This is a genomic window from Streptomyces sp. NPDC023481 (assembly GCF_055560195.1).
Genome location: NZ_JBVHJE010000021.1, coordinates 70,700 through 94,861, shown reverse-complemented (window position 1 = coordinate 94,861; position 24,162 = coordinate 70,700). Strand labels below are relative to the sequence as shown.

The following is a 24,162-nucleotide window of genomic DNA, read 5'->3' as shown; positions in this document are numbered from 1 at the left end:
CGGCCTGCCCGTTTGATGAGGGTCCTACCCGTGCCGCTTGCGGTGCGGTTCCTTCCCCACGGCACGCGCTGCGTAGAGGTACCTCCGGGCGCGGACAGCCGATCCACTGTGAGGAGAAACCTCCATGAAGTACATCGTTGCCGGCCGTGAGGCCGTCACCACCGCGGAGTTCGCGGAACTGGCGCTCGGCACCCCCCTTGAGCTGTGGCTCGGGGCGGAGGGAGAGAGCGACGAGGAGCGCGCGGCCCGCCTGGACGCGGCGCGCGACATCCTCTCCGACCCCGAGTTCAGCGACCTGCCCGACGACCTGATCCGCCTGGCCGCGCGGGTCGTCGAGGACCACCCGGACCTGTTCAACGTCGTCCCGCTGGTCCGCCCCGCCCGCCGCCGCGTGCTCCGCAAGGGAGTCGCGGCATGAACGAGGGCCTGGCGCTGGACGACTTGGCCGTGCCGCTGCGGGCGCTGCGTCTGCTCGCTGCGGACTTCGGGCACCTCGCAGCCCCGACCGTCGGGGTCACCACCATCTGGCCGGACCGGCTGGAGTTGTCCTTCCACGGCGACCTGGCCGACTTCGAGGCGTGGCGTGACGCGCTGGACATCGCCCCGGACGCCGTGACGCACAGCACGCAAAGCGGTGGCCGCACGCGCGTCCTGCTCGCGTTCGGCCAGTACGCCGGCGCCACGGTGAAGCTGGTCGCCTACGCCGACGTGCCCGCCCCCGCACTCGTCGGAGCAGCGGCCTGATGGCGGCGCTGGGCAAATGCTTCGACCCCACCGGCGCCCGGCACGGCATCCCCACCTACCCGTGGCGCTGCGCGCCGGACGGGCTGGCCACCCGGCGGCAGTTACGGGCCCGTGGCCTGCGCCCCGGCGGCCAGCCGGTCGCCGCGCAGATCCTCCGCCCCCGCCACCGGCGCGGGCCGCTGGTCGCCTACCTGTACCGGCTCGACCAAGCCAAGCCGGTCCGAGCGATGACGGACGCGAAGCGCCGGGCGCTGGAGAGCGCGATGCGCGCCCGCCGGACCTGCCCGCAGTGCCGCACGGACGCCGGCTACGTCATCCCCGCATCCCTTGGGGTGTGCGTGCCCTGCGCCTACCCCGACGACCAGCGCGCCGCCTGACCGGCCCGGTCAGGCGGTCAGCCTCCCGACAAGGAGACAAGCAGTGAAGCATCCCCCGGAGAAGCCCCTGAGCTGGGGCCAGACACTCGTACTGGGCGCCACGGCGCTGCCCATGGTCGGCTTCGGCTGCTTGGGCGCGTGGGGCACCTACAGCAACATCACCTCCGTGTTCCACCGCTCCGCCACCGCGCTCGGTGTGGTCGCCGCGGGCGAGGGCGCCACGCTGGTCCTGGCGCTGACCCTGGTGGGCCTGACCATGCTGGGCCAGTCCTCCCCGGCGGCCGTGCGGCTCGGTCTGTGGACGCTGCCGGCGGTGGCGTCCCTGACCGGCGCGGCCGTCGCGCCGACGGGCACGGAGTCGGTGGTGTTCGCCTTTACCCCGATGGCCATGTGCGTGGCCGCGGAGGGGATGGGCCTGCTGGCCCGCCGGATCGTGGTCTACCGCACCGGGGTGGACGCCGAAGCGCAGCGCCGCAACGCCGCGGTCGTGCAGAAGCTCGCCTACCACCGGGCCCGCGCCGCGAACCACCCCGACGAGGGCGCACGCAAGGACTCGGAGCTGAAGTCGTGGAAGCTCGCGAAGAAGGTCGGCGCGGGTGACGCTCTGCTCGGGGCGCACCTGGTCGACGTCCAGCGCGAGCGGATGACGGCCGGCGCGGATGCCGCGCTCGCGGGCATGTTCGCCCTGCCCGTCACGCCCCCCGTCACGGGCGTGACGGGCGCTCCCGAACCGGTCGCCGTCGAGGCTGCGGGCGAGGAGGGCGTCACGGGCGTCACGCCTACCGTGACGGAGGAAGACACGCAGGTCACGGCCGAGTTCGAGCCAGTTCCGGCCGGGGCCGTCACGCCCGTGACGCCGCCCGTCACGCCCGCCGTGACGCTGGAGGAGATCGCGGCCGTGGCCGGCGTTGCGACCCCGCAGCCTGGGGAGCCACTGACTGACGCTCAGCTCGTCGTCGTTCTGCGGCACCTGCGCTACAGCGACGACCCGCCGCTGTCCTACCGCCAGGCCGTCACCGGGTTCCGCGAGGGCGGGTTCGTCGGCGGGGAGCAGCGCGTACGCAAGGCGTGGGGCTCGCTGATGTCCCACGAGGAATCCGACGCCTGACCGGCGTCCGGCACCACCAATGACGGCCAGCCCAAGGCAAGTGGGCTGGCCGTCGTTGCGACTGCCGGAAGCAGTCGAGCACCAGTGAAGCAGACCCGGTGAGCCACGGCGAGCGGCACCCTCGCAGACCCGGCGCGCAGACCCGGCGAGCTTGCCCCTCCACCCCACCGGCCGCCCAGAGCGCGGCCCGAACCGACACGCAGGAGATCTGACCGTGACCACGCAGACCACTGCCACCGGTGCCGCCCGAGCTCAGCAGGGGCAGGGCACGCATCACTTCGTCATCACCCTGGAGAAGCCGGGACTGTTCTCCGTCACGCAGGAGGGCACGTTTACGCCCCCGCCCGGTAGTACCCGTCAGGACGCCTACCGGCTCATCTACCGGGCCGTCTGCGACCAGGACCCCGACTTGCACGGCGCTTCGGTCGGGTTCTTCACCCTGGAGCCCAACCAGTTCTGACCGGCGCTCTCTTACAGCGCACCGGCTCGGACGCCGCCTTGGACGGCATGGCGTCCAAGGCGGCGTCCGGGCCTCTGCTGTCCTCCCTGAAGGGACGTTCACGAGTGAAGGACACGCGTCACCGCATCCTCGTCTCCGGCTCCGTCGCTGCAAGTGCGGCGCTGGCCGGGGCGATCGGGGTAAACCTGGCTGGTTACGGCGTGCCGCTGGCGCTGCTGGTGGCCTGCTGCACGTCGTGCCTGGCCACGTTCTCCAGCCTGCTCTTCCGCGTGATCGAGGCGTGGTCGACCGTGACGCACCGCTGCATGCGGCCCGGCTGCGACTTCCGGGTACGCCTGACCGGCGTGGATGCGGCGGAGAACCGGCGTTGGCAGGAGATCGCCGCCCACCACCCTCACCGCTGCTGAGCGGCGGCGCTTACCGCTCATTCAGCAGGCCCGGCCGCAACCTTCCACAGCCCCGGCCGGGCCCTACTCCCCATAAGGAGTGCTCACAGCATGACGGAACTCAGCACCGAGCCGGTAGCCGTCGAGGCTGCCCCGGCCACACCGCCCCCGCCGCCCGACGCCCCGCCCGCCACTTCGGCTCCGGGCGCGGCGGAGGCGGAGCACACGCCCGGCGGCTGGCCGGTCGTCCCCCTCGCCCTGACCGGGGCGAACAGCACTGTCGGAGCGGTCGCCGCCACCTCTCTGGTTGGCGGCCCGATCGCCGCCATGGTCGCCGCGACCGGCGTCGTCGTGCTGGGCACGTTCGCCGCTCGCTCCCGCAAGCCCAACCCCCGCCGCGACGCCCGCCGCTCCCCTGCTCGCACGGCCGGGCGTGCGGCTGCCCGCAGCGCGGGCCTGCGCCGCAGTGGCTCGGGAGCGGCAACGGGCGGTCGCGGCAGTGGCGGCCGTTCCGCGGGCGCCCGGCATGGCCGCACAGGCAACCGCTCGGGTGGTGTGCCTGGCCAGCACCGCCGCAACACCGGCCCGGCCGCACGCCACGACTCCGCCACCAGCGGCAAGACGCTCGGCAAGAGCGGCCACGGCGCGACCCGGCACCTGCCCGGCGCGGCGGGTAGGGCCGCAAGCCGAGCCGGGCAGATACGGGCCCTGCGCGCCGCGCAGAAGGCTGCGGGCGGCTCCCGCGCCGATAGGCGGGCGCAGACCACGGCCGCACGGCGTGCGGTGGCCGACGCCCGGCGCAACGCCAAGGCCGCAGCGGGCACTACCCGGCTGGGCAAGCGCGGTGGTCTCGGGGGCCGTCTGACGAGCGCTGCCGTCCGCAAGGCTCGCGCGGCGCGGGATGCGGCGGTCGCCAAACAGCGTGCCCGGCGCGACAAGAAGGCGGCCGGAACGGTGGCCGCACAGCGTGCCCAGGTGCGCAAGGCGCCGGCCCGGAAGGCGGCCCGCAAGGCGCTGCGCAGGTCGGCGGCCCGGTTCCACGGCCGCCGCGTGCTCGCCGCCCTGTTCGCCCTCCCGATCGGTCTACTCGGTCTGATCACCAGCCTGATCGGCCGGAAGCTCAACATCCCCTGGCTGATCCACCCCGGCCGCCGCCTGTACCGGCGGCTGGCCGGTGTGGCGGCCGAGCAGCGCGCGGCCCGCGATGAGGCGATCCGCGTGGAGCTGGCCGAGCAGGAGGCCGCCGCCGACGCGCAGGCCGCCGGGGACGGCACGGACGGCATCGCGGACGGCATCGAGCGGCCCGCGGCCACGGTCCCCACCAGCAGTACTACCGAGGTGAGTGAAGGAGAGCACGTGTCCGGTTTCCGGTTCGAAGAGGCCGCGGCCGAGATGGAGCAGGCCGCCGGCCAGTACGACCCCGAGAACGCCATGGAGATCCTCGCCATGGTCGAGGGGCTCCCGGCCGCGCTGACCAGCGTGGCGAACGTGATGAAGATCCTCGCCGAGCGCTCCGACAGCGAGTTCCCGCTGGAGAAGGAGATCGCGGACGGCTTCAACGACATCTTCGGCGCCCTGATGAGCGCCGTCGCGGTCGCCGAGGACATGGGCCCGCTGTTCCGGCAGGTCCACGCGCAGGACATCGCCCGCCACGAGGACCCCCGCAACGGCCCCGAGGCCGAGAAGGGCTGGAACGTCTGACCATGGCCGCCACCGCCACCGCCAAACAGCAGAGCAGTGGCCCGGTGTTGGACTGGAGTGCCGGTCACGGACCCGTGACCGGCGCCCTGTCCGCCACCACCGGAGCCTTCGCCGTCGCCACCACCGGCGCCGCAACCGCCATGCCCCCGGGCTGGGCGCTCGCCGTCGGCGCGGCCGGTGCCCTCGGGCACACCGTCGTCGGACTGCGGCTGCGCAACGCCGGCCGCACCCTCGCCACCCGCGCCGCGTCCTGGCTCGTCGGCGCCGGATGGACCACCTGGGCCATGACCCACGGCCCCCTCACCTGGGCCGCCCTCGGCTCCCTGGCCACCATCGGCGTCGGCATCGGCGCCGCCGCCCGCTCCACCGCGCTGTATGAGGAGGCGCGGGAAGAGGAGGCCATCGCCGCGGAGCAGCGGCAGATCGCCGCCGAACTGTCCGCCGAACGCCGGGCGATCGCCGCGGAGTGGATCGACCGGATCCAGCGGGTGTGCTCCATCACCGTCCGCGTGGTCGGGGTGGAGAAGTGGGAGACCGGCACCGGTTACTCGCTGGATGCCGAACTCCCGCCGGGCGGCGCGACCTGGAGCAAGATTGCAGCCGAGTCGGCCCGTCTGTCGGCGGATGCGCGGCTGCCGCACGGCTGCACCGCCACCGCTTCCCCCGGCATCCACCAGGGACGGGTCATCATCGACGTGACCACCGTCAACGTGCTGGAGCAGGAGCGGACCTACCCGGCCGACTACGGGCCGCTGTCCGTGCACACCGGCATCCCGTGGGGGTATCGCACCAACGCCGAGGAGATTCGGGCCTACCTGCGCGAGCAGTGCGCGCTCGTGGTCGGCCCGACCGGTTCGGGCAAGACGAACCTGGTCCATCTGATCCTGGCCGGGTTCGCTCGTGCCGAGGACATGCTGACCTGGGTCATCGACCTGAACGCCGGGTCGGCCGGCTTGCCCTGGGTGCTGCCCGCCCTGGGCGGTGAGCTCAAGCGCGAGGACGGCAAGCCGGTCCGCCCGGGTATTGACTGGCTGGCCGGGACGTTCGATGAGGCCATGGCGATGCTCGAGACAGCCGTCAGGGTGGCCAAGCAGCGCAAGATGGGCTACCAGGACCTGCTCGCCCGCCACAACACCGACCTGCTGCCCATCAGCGCGAAGATTCCGCAGATCATGCTCGTGATCGATGAGGGCGCGGAGATCCTGGCCAGCCCTGACCGGCAGATGCGCAAGCTCGCGGAGAAGATCCTGGAAGTGATCCGGATCGCCCGCGCCATGGGCATCCGGACCGTGCTCACCGCCCTCGGGGCCACCGGCAACGTGCTGGGCAACCTGATGATCCGGCGGGAAGCCAAGGTCCGTGTCGCCCTGACCGGCGGAGAGACCGAGGGCATGGACCTGTCCAAGATGTTCCCCGGCTCCCGCGGCCTGCGCGTGGAGCAGGCCCCGTACAAGGGCGCCGGGTTCATGGGCACCCCGGAGTCGCCGGCCGCGCTGTTCAAGGCATGGCGGATCCTGCCGAACCAGATCCGGGAGATCATCGCCGCCACCTCCGACCGGCATCCGATGCTGGACGACATCTCTGCCAAGGCGGCTGGGCCCGCCTACGCCCGCCGCTGGGACGCCGAGCGCACTGCATGGATGCGCGACCACACCCCCACCGGCGACGCCCCGGGCGCCGGCCCGTCCCGGGAGGGGCTGAACCTGTCCGCGCTGCGCCGCGAGCAGCGGCCGGACGGGCAGGGCTCGCCGGAAGAGGAGATGCTGCGGCAGTTCCGGGCCCAGATCGATGCCCAGTTCGCCACCGCGCACGACCCGCACACCCCCGCCGCCGACGACGCGCCGCCCGCCACCGGCGGGCTGAATTTGTCGGCGCTGAGGGGCGAGCAGGACAACCCCGCACAGCAAGCCGCGCTCGCCGCGCTGCTCGCCGCCGGCCCGGCGGGCACCGGGGCATCGGCGATCGCCCGCGCGCTCGCCGACGAGTACGGCACGACCCGTCAGACCGTCGTCGGCTGGCTCAAGACATGGGTCGAGGACGGCATCGCGGTCCGCGTCGGCGAGGGCACCAAAGCCCGCTACGTCCACCGCCGCCACGCCCCCCAACAGCCCGACGAAAGCTGATCACTTGTCGCCTGTCGCCCCGCGAAAACAAAGCCACCCCTGAGGCGTCTGAAGGTCCGGAAACGGCTTGTGACCTGCAAGGCGACAAGCGACAAGACAAGACAAGCGACAAGCCGCACGACAAGCGACACGACAAGACAAGGCACGGGCAGCACCCCGCCCCCAGGGTGCTGCCCGCCGTGTTTTCCGGGAGGCCGCTCGTGATCCTGACCCTCTCCGCCGTCGCCCTCTTCGGGGTGCTGGCCCTCGTCCTGCTGCGGGGCCGCTACGTCGGCCCGTTCAGCGCGACCGTGCTCTTCCTGTTCGGCTTCTTCACCGCCGGCACCGGCGCCGCCGGAACCATCCGCGCCATATGCGCCGCGCTCGCCGACGCCGCCCGCCACCTCACCTGACCGGCAGGAGACCCTCCATGCCCGACCACGACCAGCCCCCCGCCTGGCACCCGCGCATGACCGACACGGAAGCCGACGCCGAAGCCCGCCGGATCATCGCCGACGCCTACCGGCCCGTGCCGCAGATGCCGACCGTCTACCGCGACGAGAGCCCGCTGCCCGCCTACGGCGGCACACCCCCCGTCCCCCAGCCCGACCGCCGGATCGTCCCCGCGTGGGCCGCCGGGACCGCGGTCGCCGGAATCGGCGTGGGCGCCACCTGCGTCGGTCTCGGCTGCGGGATCTGGCTCGCCTGCCAAGGATTCGCCGCCGTGACGCTCACCAGCGTCCTGTTCGTCACCCTCCCGATCGCCGCCGTGGCCGCAGTCGCCGCCGCCATCGGCTCCACCCTCCGCTCCATCAAGGCCACGCACACCGTCACCCACCACCACTACGCCGGGCCGGTCCGGCAGGAGACGAACACCATCACCGCTCCCGCGTACGGGCTGATCGCCCGCAACCGCAACGAACTCAACCGCTGAACCCGGAGGAACCCGCATGTCGTTCGGAGAGACCCCGATCACCCTCGTCGGCAACCTGACCGACGACCCCGAGCTGAAGTTCACCGAGGGCGGCGCCGCGCTCGCGAAATTCACCATCGCCGTCACCCCGCGCAGCTTCGACCGCGCTGCGAACCAGTGGAAGGACGGCACCACCGCGTTCTACCGCTGCGCCGCCTGGCGCACCCTCGCCGAACACGTCGCGGAGTCCCTGGGTAAGGGCTCGCGCGTCGTCGCCATGGGCCGGATGCGGCAACACGACTGGACGACCGACACCGGCGAGAAGCGCTCGATGCTCGCCGTCGAGGTCGACGACATCGGCGCGTCCGTCCGCTTCACCACCGTCCAGATCAATGGCAAGCGGCCCGCCTCCAACGGCCCGGCCGGAGGCGACCCGTGGGCCGCGACCAACGCCTCCGCCACCGGCGGTGCCGCGGCGGAGGGCACCGAGCCGCCGTTCTAGCAGCCCCAAGGGCGGCCCCCTCGTCTCGCCAAAGTCGCGGGGCCGCCCTTGTCATCCAGCACTTCCGTAGAGGACTGGAGAACTCCCAGCATGACCCAACCGACCCACGTCCGGCGAGTTCTACCGCCGGCCAACCCCGCACCCGAACCGGGAGCTCCCGCACAGGGCGGAATGCGGTTCTACCTGACCACCCACAAGCGGCACTGGGTCAAGCTCACCAGTGTGCCGCTGTTCCTGAAGTCCGAGCACTTCGTCAGCGCCGCCAAGCTCTATCCCGCTCTGGGCCCGTACGCGGTCGACTCCGGCGGCTTTGGGGAGCTTCAGCACAAGGGTGACTGGACGCGCACCCCACGCCAGTACGTGCAGGACCTGCGCCGCATCTGGGAATGCGTCGGCCCCTACGACTGGGCCGCCCCGCAGGACTGGATGTGCGAACAGGCCATCATCGAGGGCGGCTGGTTCGGTGGTCAGTACTTCGTCGGCACCCGCCTCAGCGTCACCGAGCACCAGCGCCGCACGGTAGCCAACTTCCTCGAACTGCGCTCCCTCGCCCCCGACCTGCGCATTGCGCCGGTACTTCAGGGCCGTGACGTAGAGGACTACGAGCGATGCGCGGAGCTGTACGACAAGGCCGGGGTCGACCTGCGGGCCGAACCGGTCGTCGGCCTGGGCTCGGTATGCCGGTTGCAGTCCACCCGCAAGGGTGCCGCGATCGTCACCGCGATGGCCGCCCACGGGCTTCGCCTGCACGGCTTCGGCTTCAAGATTCTCGGTCTGGAACGCGTCGGCCATCTGCTCGCCTCCGCCGACTCCGCGGCCTGGAGCGCACACGCCCGCCACCGCCCGCCGATTCAAGGTCACCCGCACAAGAACTGCGCGAACTGCCTGGACTACGCCCTGAAGTGGCGACAGCGCGCTCTCAGCGCCATCCCCGCCCACCGGCAGACGCTGCTCACGGACAGGAGCGCGGCATGACCCCGACCAATGTCATCGACGTACCCAGCGTCGACCTGCGCAGCCTGCACCTGCTGACTTCCGCCCTGTGCTCCGCAGAGCGCGGCTGGCCGGTCATCCCGCTGCTTCCCGGCAGCAAGCGCCCGGCCGGGCACGCCGAGCGTTCCTGCCCCGGCTCCGGCCGGTGCGCGGACGGGCACCGCACCCCGGAGCAGCGCGCCACCACCGACCCGGATCTGATCCGGGCCGCGTGGGCGCGCACCCCGTACAACGTGGGGATCGCCACCGGCCCGGCCGGGCTGCTGGTGATCGATCTGGACGTGTGCAAGGCGGGAGAGGAAGAAGGAGCGCCTGACGGCGCCGCTTCTTTGAGCGCGCTCTGCGAGCGCGCCGGCCAGGAACTTCCGCCCACGTACCAGGTGCGGACCCCGAGCGGGGGACGGCACCTGTACTTCACCGCCCCGCCCGGCGGGAAGCTGCCTAGCAGCGTCAACCGGCTCGGTCCGCACGTCGACACCCGTGCGTGGGGTGGCCACGTCGTCGCCCCCGGCAGCACCACCCCCGACGGCGCGTACGAGGTACTGGAAGACGCCCCGGTCGCGCCGCTGCCGCACTGGCTGACGCCGCTTTTGGTCGAACCTTCCCGGTCCGCTGCGGCGGCCCCCGCGCCGCTGCTCGTCCCGGGCTCGGTTACCCGCCGGGCCAGGGCCGCCCTTGACCGCGAGGTGGCCGCGGTCGCCGGGACCGGCGAGGGCGGCCGGAACACGCGACTGCTGGAGGGCGCCCGCGCCCTGGGGCGGTTCGTCACATGGGGCGAGATCCCGCGGAACGTGGTGGAGGAGGCTTTTCAGGTGGGGGGAGAGGAGGCCGGACTGTCGCCGGCCGAGTGCCGGGCCACCATCCGCAGCGCCCTCGACTGGTCGATTCGCACCTGCCGGCCCAGGGACGCTACATGACCCCCCGCCCTGAAAAGCCCACCACACCCACGTCCGAGCGCTCGCGCCCGACGAGGTGCGGCACCGACAGGAGCCGTGGCACGAAGAGCGACGGCCGCCAGGCCGTCCTTTCAGCTCTTCGTTCTGACCCGCAACCGACCAGCCACCCGCGCCACAACGCCGGCGACCCCACACCGGCAAGGCCCGGGATCCGCATCTACGCCCCACCGGTCTATCGCCACCACTACGACGGCGCCCGCTGGTCCAAGCGCTACGGCGACACTCCCACCGCCGCCTACGCCTGCCCATGCGGCCAGACGGAGACCGCCAGCGGACAGGACGCCGTGGCCGCTCTGATCGCCGACTACGCCGCTCACAAGCACGCCTGCACGGGAGCTCCCGTCCCGCACACCGAAAGGAGGAACGCCGCATGACCAGCACCAACGGGTCCGCCCCGTCCATCGACGGCGCCGCCTTGCTCGAAGAGGTCGAAGCGTTCCACCGCCGCTTCAACATCTTCCCCACCGAGTCCGCGTACGTGGCCGTGACCCTGTGGGACGCGCACGCGCACCTGATCGACGCGTTCGACGGCACCGCCCGGCTCGCGTTCCTCTCCCCGGAGCCGGGGTCGGGCAAGTCCCGCGCTCTGGAGATCGTAGAGACGCTCACCCCACGTGCGGTCACCACGGTCAACGCCTCCGCCAACGCCCTGTTCCGGCTGGTGGAGGCCGACGGGGGAACCCCGACGCTGCTCTTCGATGAGATCGACACCGTGTTCGGGCCCAAGGCCGGGGGCAATGAAGAGGTCCGCGGATTCCTGAACTCCGGCTACCGGCGCGGCGCGAAGTCCCTGCGCTGCGTCGGGGACGGCTCGAACCAGTCCACCGAGTGGTTCTCCTCGTTCTGCGCCGTCGCCATGGCTGGGCTCGGCTCCCTGCCGGACACGATCCTGACCCGCTCGGTCATCATCCGGATGCGCAAGAAGGCCCCCAATGAGAAGGCCCAACCGTACCGCCGGCGCGTCCACGAGAAGCAGGGCCACGCCCTGCGCGACCGGCTCGCCGAGTGGGCTACCACCGTGCACGACCAGGTCGCCGAAGCCTGGCCCGAGATGCCCGAGGGAGTCTCCGACCGGCCCGCCGACGTGTGGGAACCCCTGCTCGCCGTCGCCGACGCGGCCGGCGGCCACTGGCCCGAGCGCGCCCGCGCCGCCTGCGTCGAACTCATTAAGGCAGCGGGCGAGGGCAACGAAGCCTCCCTCGGGGTCCGCCTGCTGACCGACCTGCGCGACAAGGTGTTCTGCGGCGCCGACCGCATGCCCACCGCCGCCATCCTCGAAGTCCTCCACGGACTCGATGACGCCCCCTGGGCCGACCTGAACGACGACGGCAAACCCCTCACCGCCCGCGGACTGTCCAAGCTCCTGAGCCAGTACGTCCGCCCCGACAACACCCCCATCCGGCCACGCGGAATCCGGGTCGGCAGCGGCACCCCCAAGGGCTACTACGCCGAGGATCTGACCGACGCCTGGGCCCGCTACTGCCCCCCTCCCCCCGAGAAGTCCGCAACATCCGCAACATCCGCAACACCTCAGGTCAGCGGGGGTGAATCCGTGGCGGAAGACCCCGCCGAGAGCCGCCACATGCTCGCGGAAACCGGCACACGCCCGCTGCGCGCAGTCGGCTGACAACCCGCGCCCCCACGGTGCCGCCGCGCCACCGCGCGGCGGCACCTATCCGCAACACAACCGCCATCCGCCACAAATCCAAGCCGCTGACCAGCAATGTTGCGGCGTGGCGGATGTTGCGGATTCCCAGCAAGGGCCTGCCGCCCTCACCGTCGCGAGACGAAGGAGATCCGCCGCATGGACACGGCCCAACTCGCCGACTCCATCGACCACACCCTTGTCCTCCTGACCGTCGAAGAGGCCGCCCGCCGACTCCGCATCGGCCGCACCCTCTGCTACCGGCTCATCGGATCCGGAGAGCTGGAATCCGTCCCCGTTGGTCGACTCCGCCGCGTCCCCGCCGACGCCGTGAACGACTACGTCGCCCGACTCCGCGCGGCCAATCGCGCCACCTTCCCCAACACTTCCGCCGCCATGGCTGACGCCGCCTGAGAGGACACCTGTGGAAGACAAGAAGAAGCGCACCCGACAGCCCAACGGCCGTTCGTCCATCTACCAGGGGAAGGACGGCAAATGGCACGGCCGTGTCACCGTCGGCGTGCGAGACGACGGCAAGTCGGACCGTAGGCATGTCGAGCGGAAGACCAAGGCGGAAGTCGTCGCGGCCGTGCAGGAGCTGGAGCGGATGCGTGACGCCGGCACGGTGCGCAAGCCGGGTAGGCCCTGGACGGTCAAGGCGTGGCTGACACACTGGATCGACAACATTGCGCCGCTCGCTGTGAACGAGAACACGATGGTCGGCTACGGGGTCGCCGTTCGAAAGCACCTGATCCCGGGTCTCGGTGCCCACCGACTCGACCGGCTCAAGCCGGAGCACATCGAGACCTTCTACGCCAAGATGCAGGCGAACGGCAGCAAACCAGCGACCGCCCACCAGGCGCACCGGACCTTCCGGACCGCGCTCAACGAGGCGGTTCGGCGCGGCCACCTCGCCCAGAATCCCGTACAGCTCGCCAAGGCTCCGCGCGTAAGCGAGGAGGAGATCGAGCCGTACACCGTGGAGGAGGTTCAGCGGCTACTGCGTGCCGCGGACCGCCGGCGGAACACCGCGCGTTGGGCCGTGGCGCTCGCGCTGGGGCTCCGGCAGGGGGAGGCGCTGGGACTGAAGTGGTCGGATGTCGACCTGGACAATGGCGTCTTGCTGGTCCGCCGGAGCCGTCGCCGCCCGCGGTACGCGCACGGATGCGGGGGGTCCTGCGGCCGTAAGGCTGGGTACTGCCCACAGCGCCAGCGGACCAACCCGGAGACCGCCGACACGAAGTCCCGCGCGGGCCGACGGGCGGTCGGGCTTCCTCCACAGCTTGTGGACATGCTGCGCGAGCACGCGCGCCGGCAACAGGCCGAGCGCGCGGCGGCCGGGGACAAATGGAACGAGGAGGGGTGGCTGTTCGCCACCGAGACCGGACGTGGGACTTCCCCCCGAACGGACTACGACGACTGGAAGGAGTTGCTCAGCGACGCGAAGGTACGTGACGGCCGTCTGCACGACGCGCGGCACACGGCGGCCACGGTGCTGCTGATCCTCGGAGTCTCCGAGCGGGCCGTGATGGGGCTGATGGGTTGGTCCACCACGGCTATGGCCGCCCGGTATCAGCACATGGTCGACACGGTTCGGCGGGACATCGCGCGACAGGTCGACGGGCTCATCTGGAAGACGAGTGGGGACGACGGCGCCGCTGGCGCTCTCGTACCGGCCAACTGAGACGGGAACTGAGACGGAAGCCGAAGAGGCGCGCGGTTCGATGAACCGTGCGCCTCTTCTACCTGCGGTAGCGGAGGGATTTGAACCCTCGGTGACTTGCGCCACACTCGCTTTCGAGGCGAGCTCCTTCGGCCGCTCGGACACGCTACCGAGGGAGACCTTACAGCACAGTGCGGCGAGGTTTGAAATCCGTATCGGGCGGTGCCGTCAGCGGTCGCGGAAGAAGGCGGTGAGGAGTCCGGCGCACTCCGCCGCGAGCACGCCCTCGATGACCTCCGGGCGGTGGTTGAGCCGCCGGTCGCGCACCACGTCCCACAGGGAGCCGGCCGCGCCCGCCTTCTCGTCCCGGGCGCCGTAGACCACCCGGTCCACCCGGGACTGCACGAGCGCGCCCGCGCACATCGTGCACGGCTCCAGCGTGACGACGAGCGTGCACCCGGTCAGCCGCCACTGACCGAGCCGGGCCGCGGCCCGCCGGATCGCGAGGACCTCCGCGTGGGCCGTGGGATCACCGGTGGCCTCCCGCTCGTTGTGCCCGGCCGCGAGCACCGTCGTACCGTCCGGGGACAGCACGACGGCGCCGACGGGGACGTCACCGCCCCGGACGGCGAGTCCGGCCTCCGCCAGCGCGTGCCGCATCGCGGGCCGCCAGGGGTCCCGGACCGGGTCCGGCGCGCCCCGCGGGATCCGCCCCGTGGGCGGCGGGTCCTGTGGCGTGGTCAGCGGACGGTCTCCAGCACCTCCGAGGCGCCCAGGGCCTCGGCGATCGTGTTCAGCGCGTCGTCGGCGTACAGGGCGCGCAGCTCCTTCTCGCTGATGCCCAGGTCGTCCAGGATCCCGCTGTCGCCGACCGGGCTGTGCGGCACCGCGTCGGCGGCGCCGCCCTCTTCCTCCTCGTCGTCCTCGGACTCCCCGTCCTCCGTGCCGTCGAGGTCCAGGGCGTCCAGGTCCGGGCCGTCGTCCGCGCCGGGCTCACGGCCGAGCAGCTCGTCGGTGAGGAGCAGCTCCCCGTACGCGCTGCGCCGGGCGGCGGCGGCGTCCGAGACGTAGATGCGAGGGTCGTCCTCGCCGTCCACGCGGACGACGCCGAACCAGGAGTCCTCCTGCTCGATCAGGACGAGCACCGTGTCCTCGTCGGGAGAGGCTTCCCGGGCCAGGTCGGCCAGATCCGACAGGGTCTCCACATCGTCCAGCTCCGTGTCGCTCGCTTCCCACCCGTCTTCGGTGCGCGCGAGCAGTGCGGCGAAGTACACCGTGACTCTCCCACTGGTCATAGGCGTGCCGGTTGGGGGTCCCCCCGGCGGAGGTACGTGGGCGGGGAGAGCCTGGGCTCCGAGCCCCACCCACTCGGAATCGTGGCAGAAACAAGGCGTCCAGGGGACGTCTTCGGCTCCCTGTGTCTGGCTGTTTCGATCGTGGATCCCTGATCGGCTCACCAGCGCGCTCATTGCCGCCACCAGCGGATCGTACGCGGCTTTCCCGCCCGCCCACGCACGCCCACGTCCCCAACACCCGTGCGTGCGGGGATCTTCCGCTGCCCGGCGGCGCCCCGCACCGCTACCAGCGGAACGTCCGCATGCGCATCGCGTGGCGCAGCCGGGCGGCCTTGGCGCGCCGGGGCTGCACCCGGGCGCGCAACTCGCGGGCCTCGGCGAGGTCGCGCAGGAACTGGGCGCGCCGCCGTCGGCGCTCGGCCTCGGTCTCGGGCCTGTCGGGATCGGTCCTCGCGAACCGCGCGGCGGGACCGGTCGTGTCGCCGGCCTCGGAGGCGTCCGCGGGCAGGTCAGGCTGGTCGGACACGTCTCACCACCCCACTTACGTCCTTCCCACTTTCCCCCGGATGGCCGGTTTGACGCCAGCGTGAGGGCGGCCCGTGGCGCAGGTACCGTTAGGGGCATGCGTCTCCACGTCGTCGACCACCCCCTGGTCGCTCACAAGCTCACCACGCTGCGCGACCAGCGCACCGACTCCGCGACCTTCCGGCGGCTCGCCGACGAACTGGTCACCCTGCTCGCCTACGAGGCGACGCGGGACGTGCGCACCGAGGCCGTCGACATCCAGACCCCGGTCGCGCGGACCACGGGCGTCAAGCTCGCCCGGCCCCGCCCGCTGGTGGTGCCGATCCTGCGGGCCGGTCTCGGCATGCTGGACGGCATGGTCCGGCTGCTGCCGACCGCCGAGGTGGGCTTCCTCGGCATGATCCGCAATGAGGAGACGCTGCAGGCGTCCACGTACGCCTCGCGCATGCCGGAGGACCTCTCGGGCCGCCAGGTGTACGTCCTCGACCCGATGCTGGCCACGGGCGGCACGCTGGTCGCGGCGATCCAGGAGCTGATCAAGCGGGGCGCCGACGACGTCACCGCCGTGGTGCTGCTGGCCGCGCCGGAGGGCGTCGCGGTCATGGAGCGGGAACTGGCGGGCACGCCCGTCACGGTGGTCACGGCGGCCGTGGACGACCACCTCAACGAGCTGGGGTACATCGTGCCCGGGCTGGGGGACGCGGGGGACCGGCTCTACGGGGCCGCGGAGTAGGCTGCGCGGTCGTTCCCGCGCCCGCGGGGGCCCTGGCCGCCCGACCGGCCGGCCTGCTCCGGCTCCCCGCTCAGCAGGTTTCCTTCGGCTCCCTGCTCAGCAGGCCTTCTTCGTCGTGGCCGTCGTCCGGGGCTCGGACAGGGTGGTCAGGGCCCGGTCGGCGGTCGCGCGGTCGGCCAGGCCCTTGAAGGCGTCCCCGATGATCAGGTCCAGGTCGGCGCCCTTGCGGCCGTCGGCGCGTACCTCCGCGCCGGCGAGCTGGGTGCCGAGGACCCGCAGGGAGGTGTCCTGGGCGGTGGGGGAGCCGAGGAGTATCCCCGCGCCCTTCACCTTCTTGTCGTACTGCTTCGACGCGTTGCCCACGGTGCCGATGCGGAAGCCGCGCTTCTTCAGTTCGTCCGCGGTGGTCTTGGCGAGCCCGCCGTGCTTGGTCGCGTTGTAGACGTTCACGGTGATCCGGCCGGGCTCGGGGAGGGGCTTCACCCGGGCCACGGGGGCCGCCGCCGCCTTGGTACGGCAGTGCGCTTGGGCGGCGGACGTCGTCGTGCCGCCGCCGCCCGTGAAGACGTCGATGAGCTGCAGGGTGCCCCAGCCGACCAGGCCGAGCACGGCGGTGGACGCCACCACGACGGCCGCGAGCCTGCCGTGCCGTCGGGGCGGACGCATCCGAGGGTATTTGTCCCCCGTGATCCGGTACTGGCCGCCCATGCCAGGGGGAGTCAGCATGCTCATGAACGCAGCGTAGTGCGCCCGAGCGGCGATGCCTATCAGATGATCAGTCGATGCCGCTCGGCGAACCCGAAAGGGGCAGCGGTCGTGTCGCACCCGGCCGGCCCGAGGTGGCGCGCCGGGGCCGCCGAGGTGTCGCGCCGGGTCAGTCGAGTTCGAGCACGCGCGCGTGCAGCACCTGGCGCTGCTGGAGGGCGGCGCGTACCGCGCGGTGCAGGCCGTCCTCCAGGTAGAGGTCGCCCTGCCACTTCACGACGTGCGCGAAGAGGTCGCCGTAGAACGTCGAGTCCTCCGCCAGCAGGGTCTCCAGGTCGAGCTGCTGCTTGGTGGTCACGAGCTGATCGAGGCGGACCGGGCGCGGCGCGACGTCCGCCCACTGCCGGGTGCTTTCCCGGCCGTGGTCGGGGTACGGCCGGCCGTTTCCGATGCGCTTGAAGATCACACGGAAAGCCTACCGGGCAAGACGTTCCGGGCGCAGCCATGGCGGCGGAGTGCAACGCTTGAAAAGATGGAGCAATTCCGGCAAATGGGCTACTACGGGAACGGGGTCGGAGATGAGTGACCGCGAGACCGCGCCGTCCACCGGGCCCGACCGGGCCGGTGCGCCGCCCGTCGAGGCCGGTGCGCTGCCCGACGAGGCGCGGAAGATCGCCTCGGGCTACGCCTTCACCGGTCCCGCGCTCGACCTCGGCGCCCTGCTGTGGGACGGCGTGTGCCACCCCGGCGCGTCGGTCCGTGTGCCGCTGCCGGTGCTCAACCGGCACGGCCTGGTCGCGGGCGCCACCGGCACCGGCAAGACCAAGACCCTCCAGCTGATCGCCGAGCAGCTGTCGGCCCAGGGCGTGCCGGTGTTCCTCGCGGACATCAAGGGCGACCTCTCCGGCATCGCGCGGCCCGGCCGGGACGACGACCGGGTGCGCGGGCGGGCCGGCCAGGTCGGCCAGGAGTGGACCCCGGGCGGCCGCCCGGCGGAGTTCCTCGCGCTCGGCGGCCTCGGCCACGGCGTCCCGGTACGGGCCACGATCACCAGCTTCGGCCCGGTGCTGCTGGCCAAGGTGCTCCAGCTGAACCACACCCAGGAGCAGTCGCTCGGCCTGGTCTTCCACTACGCCGACACCAAGGGCCTGGAGCTGGTCGACCTCAAGGACCTGCGTGCGGTCGTCGCCTTCCTCACCTCCGACGAGGGCAGGGCCGAGCTGAAGAACATCGGCGGCCTGTCCGGCGCCACGGCCGGGGTGATCCTGCGCTCGCTGACGGCCTTCGAGGCGCAGGGCATGACGGACTTCTTCGGCGAGCCGGAGTTCGACACGGCGGACCTGCTGCGCACGGCGGACGACGGCCGGGGCATCGTCTCGGTCCTGGAACTCCCCGCCGTCCAGGACAAGCCCCTGCTGTTCTCGACGTTCCTGATGTGGCTGCTCGCCGACCTCTTCCACGACCTGCCCGAGATCGGCGACGCCGACAAGCCCCGGCTGGTGTTCTTCTTCGACGAGGCGCACCTGCTGTTCAACGACGCCTCCCGGGCGTTCCTGGACTCGATCACGCAGACCGTCCGGCTGATCCGCTCCAAGGGCGTCGGTGTCTTCTTCGTCACCCAGACCCCGAAGGACGTCCCCGGCGACGTCCTCGCCCAGCTCGGCAACCGCGTCCAGCACGCCCTGCGCGCCTTCACGCCCGACGACCAGAAGGCCCTGCGGGCGACCGTGCAGACCTTCCCCAGGTCGGCGTACGACCTGGAGGAACTGCTCACCGGCCTGGGCACCGGTGAGGCCGTGGTGACCGTGCTGAGCGAGACCGGCGCCCCCACCCCGGTTGCCGCCACCCGGCTGCGCGCCCCGGAGTCCCTGATGGGCCCGGTCGACGGGGCCGCGCTGGACGAGGCGGTCCGCGCCTCCCCGCTCCACGACCGTTATGCACAGGCTGTGGACCGCGAGTCGGCGTACGAGAGGCTGAGCGCCGCCGCCTCCCGGCCGTCGGCCGCCGCTCCCCGGCCTGAGGGCGCGGCCCCCGAGCGGGAGCGGGAGGCGGCGCCGAGCCGGGAGCCGTCGCTGGTCGAACAGGTCGTCGGCAGCGGGATGTTCAGGTCCCTCGCCCGCTCGGTGGGCACCCAACTCGGCCGGGAGATCACCCGCTCCCTGTTCGGCACGGCGCGGCGGCGGAGGTAGCGGCGCAGACCGGGGCCGCGGGGGCCCGGCGGAGGCGGGGGTGCCTCCGCCGGGGGTGTTCACCGTGGCTGGTCCTGCGGCGGTTGCTGTGGCCGCGGGGGGTGTTGGTCCGGCCTGGGGGCCGTACCGCGCCGGGCCTCCGCGCGCAGGAGGGCGCGCAGGACGGCGTAGGGATCCTTGGGCATGGCTGTGCTGCTCCTTGCGTCGAGCCGACCGACCTCGCGGGGACGCGGGTCCGTCAGCAGCGCAGGACCACCGTGCGCAGCAGGGGGGTGGTGTCCGGCACCCGCGGCGCGGCGGGGCACGGGCGGACCGCCGGGCGGCCGGGCGCCGGGGCGGGGAGGGGCGCGGGGCGCTCGGGTACGTCGGCCCGGAGGAGGACGCGGACGGAGGGCCGTAGCGCCGCGTCGAGGGTCTCGTGCTCGGCGGTCTCGGCGGTCACCGCCAGGCCGGGGGCCGCCTGGGCCGACAGGTGGGCGGCGGGCACCCCCAGGGCGAGGAGCAGCACGAGCACGCGCAGCCAGGTACGGCTCCGGGGTGTGCTGCTGCTCCTGCTCACACCGGCTTTCTCCCCGGCGCGGACGGGGCAGCCTGCACGCCGGGCGTGAACTCCGCCCGCTCGGCGTACCTGCGGCACCCGCGGTTGACGGCGGTCACACCGTCTGCGGGACCCGGCCGGCCCGTCCACGGATGCGCACCGCGGTGACGATCTCCACGATGCCCACCGCGATCAGCCAGATCCCGCCGACGAGGGTCAGTACGGCGACCGACCTGAAGGGCGAGTCGATCAGCACGATCCCGGCGACGAAGGTGAGGATCCCGAGGAAGACCTGCCAGCCCCGGGCCGGCATCCGGGGATCGTGCGCGGCGGCCAGGGTCTGGGTGATGCCGCGGATCAGCCAGCCGATGCCGATCCACAGGGCGAGCAGCAGGATCGACTGCATGGGCCCGCGGAAGCAGAACAGGCCCAGCAGGATCGACAGCGCGCCGCTGACGAAGGCCAGCACCCGCAGCGAGGTCGCCCGGTGCGTGCCGAACGCCGAGACCAGCTGGAAGACGCCGCTGTAGACCAGGTACACGCCGAACAGCACCCCGGCGGCGAGCAGGGAGGCGCCCGGCCAGACCAGCACCAGGACGCCCAGCACCAGGGAGCCGATCCCGGTCAGCAGCACGACCTGCCAGGCGGCCCGGGACAGGGCGTGCAGGGGACCCTCGAACGGCATCTCCGGTTCATGGTGCCCCCGGTACGGTTCCGCCGCGGGGCGCCCACGCGGAGCCTCCCCGGCGTGCACGTGCCGGTCGTCGTACTCACGGCCCCCGTCGGGCCCACCACTCGGCGCCTCGGTCATGCTTCATGCTGGGAGCGGCCGGGGGGTGGCGGCCAGCGGGGTGGGCCGAACGGGGGGCGGGGGCGGACGGTCGCCAGGGGCGATGGGGCGATGGGGCGATGGGGCGCTGGGGCGGGCTGTCGCCGGGCCCGGTCCGGGTGCCGGGGCAGTCGGGCGGAGCCGTGTGGACGGCCGGCGTCGCGTGGGGGGCCGGCTACTTCTTCCCCGGCTTGGCCGCCTTCGCGGCCTTCGCCACGGCCTTCGTCTCCTGCTTGTGGGCGCGTACCCTGGCCAGCGACTCGGGGCCGGTGATGTCGGCGACGGACCGGAAGGACGCCGGCTCGCCGTAGGCGCCCGCGGCCTCGCGCCAGCCCGCCGGGGCGACCCCGAGCTGCTTGCCGAGCAGGGCCAGGAAGATCTGTGCCTTCTGCTTGCCGAACCCCGGTAGGTCCTCCAGCCGCCGCAGCAGTTCCGCCCCGCTGCCGACGCCCCGCCAGACGGCCTCCGCGTCCCCGTCGTAGTGCTCGACGAGGTACTGGAACAGCTGCTGGATCCGCTTGGCCATCGAGCCGGGGTAGCGGTGCACCGCGGGCTTCTCGGAGAGCAGCGCGGCGAAGGACTCCGGGTCCATCGCGGCGATCTCGTGCGCGTCCAGATCTCCGGCGCCGAGCCGGTCGGCGATGGTCCGGGGCCCCTTGAACGCCCACTCCATCGGGATCTGCTGGTCCAGCAGCATCCCGGTCAGCGCGGCGAGCGGGGACCGCCCGAGCAACGCGTCGGCCGCCGGGTCCTGGGCGAGGTGCAGGGTCACGTCCATGCGTCGATGATCCCGCGCCCCCACCCGACCCGCGCGCCCACGGCCCGCCTCCGCGCGTCCCACCAGCCCCGCCCCTGCCCCGTGACCCCCTCGACGGTTCGCGTACGATTCCCCCACGGAAAACTTAGGCAAGGCTAACCTAAAGCAGGGAGTTTCCCGGGTGACCACCAAGACGTACCGCGACGCCTGGGGCATCCCCCACCTGCGCGCGCCCAGCGCCCGCGAACTCGCCCGCGCCCAGGGCCGGGTCACCGCGCACGACCGGGCCTGGCAACTGGAGACCGAGCGGCACCGCGCCCAGGGCACCACCGCGTCCTTCCTCGGCGCCGAAGCCCTCTCCTGGGACGTCTTCGCCCGCCGGGCCCGGCTGGAGGACACCGCCCGCCGCTGCTACGCCGCGCTGGAGCGCCGGGACCCGGAGACCGCCGCCTGGGTACGGTCGTACGTCGACGGGGTCAACGAGGGCCTGCCCGCCGGCGCCCGCCGCGCACCCGAGTTCGCCCGCACCGGCCTCGCCCCCGGCCCCTGGCAGCCCTGGACGCCGCTCGCCGTCTGGCTCGGCACGCACATCCTGTTCGCCGGCTTCCCCGCCAAGCTCTGGCGCGAGCAGGCCGTACGGCACCTCGGCCCCGACGCCGTCGGCCTGTTCGCCACCGACGGGCCCGGTACGGCGGGCAGCAACGGCTGGCTGGTCACCGGCGACCGTACCGCCACCGGGCACGCCCTCATCGCCGGCGACCCGCACCGCTTCATCGAGGACCCCGGGGTCTACCAGCAGATCCGCCTCGCCTGCCCCGAGTTCGACGTCATCGGCCTGGCCGTGCCCGGCGTCCCCGGCATCGCCCACTTCGGCCACACCGGCACGGCCGCCTGGGCCATCACCAACGCCATGGCCGACTACCAGGACCTCTACCGCGAACGCCTCCGCCGCACCGGCGCGGGCATCGAGGCCCTCTCCCCCGACGGCACCTGGCAGCGGGCCCAACGCCACACCGAGACGATCGACGTCGCCGGCGAGCCCCCCGTCGAGATCGAGGTCCTGGAGACACCCCGGGGCCCGGTGATCGCGGGAGGCCCGGAGGGCCTGGACGGCCCGGTGACCGCGGGTGGGCCGGAGGGCCTGGACGAGGGCACGCCCGGGCCGCCGGAGGGAGCCACCCCGCACGTCACCCCGGGACCGGCTTCCCACCCGGTCGGCGACGTCGGCCTTGTGGACACGGACCCCGCCGGGACCGCAGCCGACGCGCTCGCCCTGCGCTACCCACCCCGCGTCACGGAGGACCTCGGTTTCAGCGCCCTCCTCCCGCTCCTGCGCGCCCGCACCGTCGCCGACATCGACCGCGCCCTGGACGCCTGGGCCGAGCCCGTCAACGTCGTACAGGCCGCCGACACCGCCGGAGGCACCCTGCACCGCGTCGCCGGCCACGTCCCCGTTCGCGTCGAGGCCAACCGCCGCCACCCGGTGCCCGCCTGGGAGCCCGGCCACGAATGGCACGGCGCGCACGAGACGCCGTACGCCCACCCGGCCACCGAGGACGGCATCGCGGTGATGGCCAACGCCCGCGGCCTCGCCACGCCCCTCGGCGTCGAGTTCGCCCCGCCGCACCGCGCCGCCCGCATCCGCGCCCTGCTCGACGCGGGCCACGCCTGGACCGCCGACGACATGCCCGCGATCCACACCGACACCCACCTGGGCTCCGCCGGCCCCCTCCTGCGCCGGCTCGCCGCGCTCACCGACCTCACCCCCGCCGCCGCGGCCCTCCGCGACCGCCTGCTCGCCTGGGACCGCCGGATGGACGCCGACAGCACCGACGCGGCGGCGTACGCGGCGGTACGCGGCGCGGTCGTACGCCGGCTCGCCGCCCACCCGGTCTTCGCCCCGCTCACCACGCCCCCGGCCTACCCGGACGTCCTGCTCCCCTGGCTGGCCCTCGTACCGCGCCTCGGTTACGCCCTCGAACACCTGCTGAGTACGGAGGAGTTGTACGGCGTCGACCGGGCGGCAGCCGTCCGTACCGCCCTGGAGGAGGTCGCCGCCGAGCCCCCCGCCGCCCCCTGGTCCGCCACCCACCGCCTGGCCCCCTGGCGGGCGTTGCCGGCCGGGGCGTACTCCGCGGCGGACGAGCCGGGTCTCGCCGGCGACCACGACTGCGTGCTCTGCACCTCCGCCGTCCCCGGCCTCACCGACCGCGCCGCCCGCGGGCCCGCCGCCCGCTACGTCTGGGACCTCGCCGACCGCGACAACAGCCGCTGGGTGGTTCCCTTCGGCGCCGACGGCGTCCCCGGCGCCCCCCACCACCACGACCAACTCCGCCTGTGGCTGGCGGGGGACCTGGCCCCGGTGACCACCGACTGGACCCGGCTCACCGACGTCTCCCACCCCACCGACCCGCTCGAGGAATCCCATGACTGACCCGTACGTCCAGCACATCGACGGCTACGGCACCGTCCGCATCCGCCCCCTGGACCCGGAGGGCGACGCGGGCCTGGTCCACGCCTGGGTGAGCGACGAACGCGCCGCGTTCTGGGGCATGAACGGCCTCACCAGAACCCAGGTCACCGAGATCTACGCCCACATGGCCACCCTCGACACCCACCACGCCCACCTCGTCACCAAGGACGGCGAACCGGCCGCCCTGCTCCAGACGTACGAGCCGTCCGCCGACCGGGTCGCCGAGTGCTACGACGTTCGCCCCGGCGATCTCGGCATGCACCTCCTGATCGCCCCCGCGGGCCCCGAGGGCCCGCGCCCCGGCTGGACCTCCACCCTGCTGACGGCCGTCACGACGTACGCGCTGCAGACCCTGGACCGCCGGCGGATCGTGATCGACCCGGACGTGCGCAACACGAAGGCGATCGCCCGCTTCGAACGCCAGGGCTTCCGCCGCGGTCCGGCCGTCGTCCTGCCCGAGATAGACCTGCCCGACGTGTACCTGCCGGAGAAGCACGCCCAACTGGCGTTCCTCGACCGGACGGCAGCCTTCCCCGGCTGACGGCGCCCACCTGAGCCGGGCCGACCC

28 protein-coding genes and 1 tRNA gene are annotated in these 24,162 nt (G+C 72.9%); 20 read left to right on the top strand and 9 right to left on the bottom strand.

Annotation, left to right across the window (positions count from 1 at the left end; genetic code table 11):
* Positions 1 to 124 precede the first annotated feature (124 nt).
* From ACZ3ZD_RS32780 to ACZ3ZD_RS32705, 16 genes are all read left to right on the top strand, one after another.
* Positions 125 to 418 carry a hypothetical protein gene (locus tag ACZ3ZD_RS32780; RefSeq protein WP_467405505.1) on the top strand — a complete coding sequence of 98 codons (294 nt, stop codon included), beginning with the start codon at positions 125 to 127 and terminating at the stop codon, positions 416 to 418.
* Entirely contained in the window at positions 415 to 744 is a 330-nt protein-coding gene (locus ACZ3ZD_RS32775; RefSeq protein ID WP_467405501.1) for a hypothetical protein, read from the top strand. Before ACZ3ZD_RS32780 ends, ACZ3ZD_RS32775 begins: the two co-directional genes overlap by 4 nt.
* Positions 744 to 1,121, top strand: coding sequence for an RRQRL motif-containing zinc-binding protein (locus tag ACZ3ZD_RS32770; protein ID WP_467405499.1), 378 nt, complete (start codon positions 744 to 746; stop codon positions 1,119 to 1,121). The genes ACZ3ZD_RS32775 and ACZ3ZD_RS32770 overlap by 1 nt, the downstream gene beginning before the upstream one ends.
* Before the next feature lie 43 nt (positions 1,122 to 1,164).
* Positions 1,165 to 2,229 (top strand): hypothetical protein, encoded by a 1,065-nt coding sequence (locus ACZ3ZD_RS32765; protein ID WP_467405495.1) that lies wholly within the window; start codon positions 1,165 to 1,167, stop codon positions 2,227 to 2,229.
* A 214-nt stretch (positions 2,230 to 2,443) separates the two neighbouring features.
* Positions 2,444 to 2,689 (top strand): hypothetical protein, encoded by a 246-nt coding sequence (locus ACZ3ZD_RS32760; RefSeq protein ID WP_467405491.1) that lies wholly within the window; start codon positions 2,444 to 2,446, stop codon positions 2,687 to 2,689.
* 104 nt (positions 2,690 to 2,793) lie between these two features.
* Positions 2,794 to 3,096, top strand: coding sequence for a hypothetical protein (locus ACZ3ZD_RS32755; RefSeq protein ID WP_467405487.1), 303 nt, complete (start codon positions 2,794 to 2,796; stop codon positions 3,094 to 3,096).
* A gap of 90 nt (positions 3,097 to 3,186) precedes the next feature.
* Positions 3,187 to 4,776, top strand: coding sequence for a hypothetical protein (locus ACZ3ZD_RS32750; protein ID WP_467405485.1), 1,590 nt, complete (start codon positions 3,187 to 3,189; stop codon positions 4,774 to 4,776).
* 2 nt (positions 4,777 to 4,778) lie between these two features.
* Entirely contained in the window at positions 4,779 to 6,899 is a 2,121-nt protein-coding gene (locus ACZ3ZD_RS32745) for a hypothetical protein (protein WP_467405481.1), read from the top strand.
* A 200-nt stretch (positions 6,900 to 7,099) separates the two neighbouring features.
* Entirely contained in the window at positions 7,100 to 7,291 is a 192-nt protein-coding gene (locus ACZ3ZD_RS32740; RefSeq protein WP_467405479.1) for a hypothetical protein, read from the top strand.
* Positions 7,292 to 7,308: 17 nt separating this feature from the next.
* Complete coding sequence (locus ACZ3ZD_RS32735) at positions 7,309 to 7,812, top strand: hypothetical protein (RefSeq protein ID WP_467405476.1); 504 nt, start codon at positions 7,309 to 7,311, stop codon at positions 7,810 to 7,812.
* A 16-nt stretch (positions 7,813 to 7,828) separates the two neighbouring features.
* On the top strand, positions 7,829 to 8,293 hold the full coding sequence (gene ssb / locus ACZ3ZD_RS32730; RefSeq protein WP_467405475.1) for a single-stranded DNA-binding protein: 465 nt from the start codon (positions 7,829 to 7,831) through the stop codon (positions 8,291 to 8,293).
* A gap of 171 nt (positions 8,294 to 8,464) precedes the next feature.
* On the top strand, positions 8,465 to 9,268 hold the full coding sequence (locus tag ACZ3ZD_RS32725; protein ID WP_467405473.1) for a deazapurine DNA modification protein DpdA family protein: 804 nt from the start codon (positions 8,465 to 8,467) through the stop codon (positions 9,266 to 9,268).
* On the top strand, positions 9,265 to 10,203 hold the full coding sequence (locus ACZ3ZD_RS32720; RefSeq protein ID WP_467405471.1) for a bifunctional DNA primase/polymerase: 939 nt from the start codon (positions 9,265 to 9,267) through the stop codon (positions 10,201 to 10,203). Before ACZ3ZD_RS32725 ends, ACZ3ZD_RS32720 begins: the two co-directional genes overlap by 4 nt.
* Positions 10,204 to 10,612: 409 nt before the next feature.
* The gene (locus ACZ3ZD_RS32715; RefSeq protein WP_467405468.1) at positions 10,613 to 11,869 is read left to right on the top strand and encodes a DUF3631 domain-containing protein; all 1,257 of its coding nucleotides are present in this window, start codon (positions 10,613 to 10,615) and stop codon (positions 11,867 to 11,869) included.
* Between the two features lie 177 nt (positions 11,870 to 12,046).
* Positions 12,047 to 12,301 (top strand): excisionase family DNA-binding protein, encoded by a 255-nt coding sequence (locus tag ACZ3ZD_RS32710; protein WP_467405465.1) that lies wholly within the window; start codon positions 12,047 to 12,049, stop codon positions 12,299 to 12,301.
* 10 nt (positions 12,302 to 12,311) lie between these two features.
* Positions 12,312 to 13,571: a tyrosine-type recombinase/integrase gene (locus tag ACZ3ZD_RS32705; RefSeq protein ID WP_467405463.1), complete on the top strand. Its 1,260-nt coding sequence runs from the start codon at positions 12,312 to 12,314 to the stop codon at positions 13,569 to 13,571.
* Between the two features lie 65 nt (positions 13,572 to 13,636).
* On the opposite strand, the gene ACZ3ZD_RS32700 is transcribed toward ACZ3ZD_RS32705, so the two are convergent.
* The 4 genes from ACZ3ZD_RS32700 to ACZ3ZD_RS32685 all read right to left on the bottom strand — a co-directional run bounded on the left by ACZ3ZD_RS32700 (position 13,637) and on the right by ACZ3ZD_RS32685 (position 15,371).
* Positions 13,637 to 13,721: transfer RNA gene (locus ACZ3ZD_RS32700), tRNA-Ser, on the bottom strand.
* Positions 13,722 to 13,778: 57 nt separating this feature from the next.
* The gene (gene tadA / locus ACZ3ZD_RS32695; protein WP_467405460.1) at positions 13,779 to 14,210 is read right to left on the bottom strand and encodes a tRNA adenosine(34) deaminase TadA; all 432 of its coding nucleotides are present in this window, start codon (positions 14,208 to 14,210) and stop codon (positions 13,779 to 13,781) included.
* A gap of 80 nt (positions 14,211 to 14,290) precedes the next feature.
* The gene (locus ACZ3ZD_RS32690) at positions 14,291 to 14,824 is read right to left on the bottom strand and encodes a tRNA adenosine deaminase-associated protein (RefSeq protein WP_467405688.1); all 534 of its coding nucleotides are present in this window, start codon (positions 14,822 to 14,824) and stop codon (positions 14,291 to 14,293) included.
* A gap of 304 nt (positions 14,825 to 15,128) precedes the next feature.
* A complete protein-coding gene (locus tag ACZ3ZD_RS32685; protein ID WP_467405458.1) occupies positions 15,129 to 15,371 on the bottom strand; it encodes a hypothetical protein in 243 nt (80 codons plus the stop codon).
* A gap of 96 nt (positions 15,372 to 15,467) precedes the next feature.
* Here ACZ3ZD_RS32685 and upp point away from each other — a divergent pair, with 96 nt between their 5' ends.
* Complete coding sequence (gene upp / locus ACZ3ZD_RS32680; protein WP_467405456.1) at positions 15,468 to 16,103, top strand: uracil phosphoribosyltransferase; 636 nt, start codon at positions 15,468 to 15,470, stop codon at positions 16,101 to 16,103.
* Between the two features lie 96 nt (positions 16,104 to 16,199).
* On the opposite strand, the gene ACZ3ZD_RS32675 is transcribed toward upp, so the two are convergent.
* Positions 16,200 to 16,835 carry a LytR C-terminal domain-containing protein gene (locus ACZ3ZD_RS32675; protein ID WP_467405453.1) on the bottom strand — a complete coding sequence of 212 codons (636 nt, stop codon included), beginning with the start codon at positions 16,833 to 16,835 and terminating at the stop codon, positions 16,200 to 16,202.
* Positions 16,836 to 16,977: 142 nt separating this feature from the next.
* Positions 16,978 to 17,274, bottom strand: coding sequence for a type II toxin-antitoxin system VapB family antitoxin (locus tag ACZ3ZD_RS32670; protein ID WP_004943146.1), 297 nt, complete (start codon positions 17,272 to 17,274; stop codon positions 16,978 to 16,980).
* A gap of 112 nt (positions 17,275 to 17,386) precedes the next feature.
* On the opposite strand from ACZ3ZD_RS32670, the gene ACZ3ZD_RS32665 reads away from it, so the two are divergent.
* The gene (locus ACZ3ZD_RS32665) at positions 17,387 to 18,997 is read left to right on the top strand and encodes a helicase HerA-like domain-containing protein (RefSeq protein WP_467405450.1); all 1,611 of its coding nucleotides are present in this window, start codon (positions 17,387 to 17,389) and stop codon (positions 18,995 to 18,997) included.
* 238 nt (positions 18,998 to 19,235) lie between these two features.
* Here the strand turns inward: ACZ3ZD_RS32665 and ACZ3ZD_RS32660 are convergent, their stop codons facing one another.
* The 3 genes from ACZ3ZD_RS32660 to ACZ3ZD_RS32650 form a co-directional block, all read right to left on the bottom strand.
* Positions 19,236 to 19,556: a hypothetical protein gene (locus tag ACZ3ZD_RS32660; protein ID WP_467405447.1), complete on the bottom strand. Its 321-nt coding sequence runs from the start codon at positions 19,554 to 19,556 to the stop codon at positions 19,236 to 19,238.
* Between the two features lie 94 nt (positions 19,557 to 19,650).
* Positions 19,651 to 20,346, bottom strand: coding sequence for an HdeD family acid-resistance protein (locus ACZ3ZD_RS32655; RefSeq protein WP_467405445.1), 696 nt, complete (start codon positions 20,344 to 20,346; stop codon positions 19,651 to 19,653).
* A 193-nt stretch (positions 20,347 to 20,539) separates the two neighbouring features.
* Positions 20,540 to 21,142, bottom strand: coding sequence for an HhH-GPD-type base excision DNA repair protein (locus ACZ3ZD_RS32650; protein WP_467405440.1), 603 nt, complete (start codon positions 21,140 to 21,142; stop codon positions 20,540 to 20,542).
* Positions 21,143 to 21,302: 160 nt separating this feature from the next.
* Between ACZ3ZD_RS32650 and ACZ3ZD_RS32645 the strand changes: the two genes are divergently transcribed.
* Together ACZ3ZD_RS32645 and ACZ3ZD_RS32640 are read left to right on the top strand one after the other, a co-directional pair.
* Positions 21,303 to 23,555, top strand: a complete 2,253-nt coding sequence (locus tag ACZ3ZD_RS32645; protein WP_467405437.1) for a penicillin acylase family protein — start codon at positions 21,303 to 21,305, stop codon at positions 23,553 to 23,555.
* A complete protein-coding gene (locus tag ACZ3ZD_RS32640; protein WP_467405433.1) occupies positions 23,548 to 24,135 on the top strand; it encodes a GNAT family N-acetyltransferase in 588 nt (195 codons plus the stop codon). The genes ACZ3ZD_RS32645 and ACZ3ZD_RS32640 overlap by 8 nt, the downstream gene beginning before the upstream one ends.
* Positions 24,136 to 24,162: the final 27 nt, after the last annotated feature.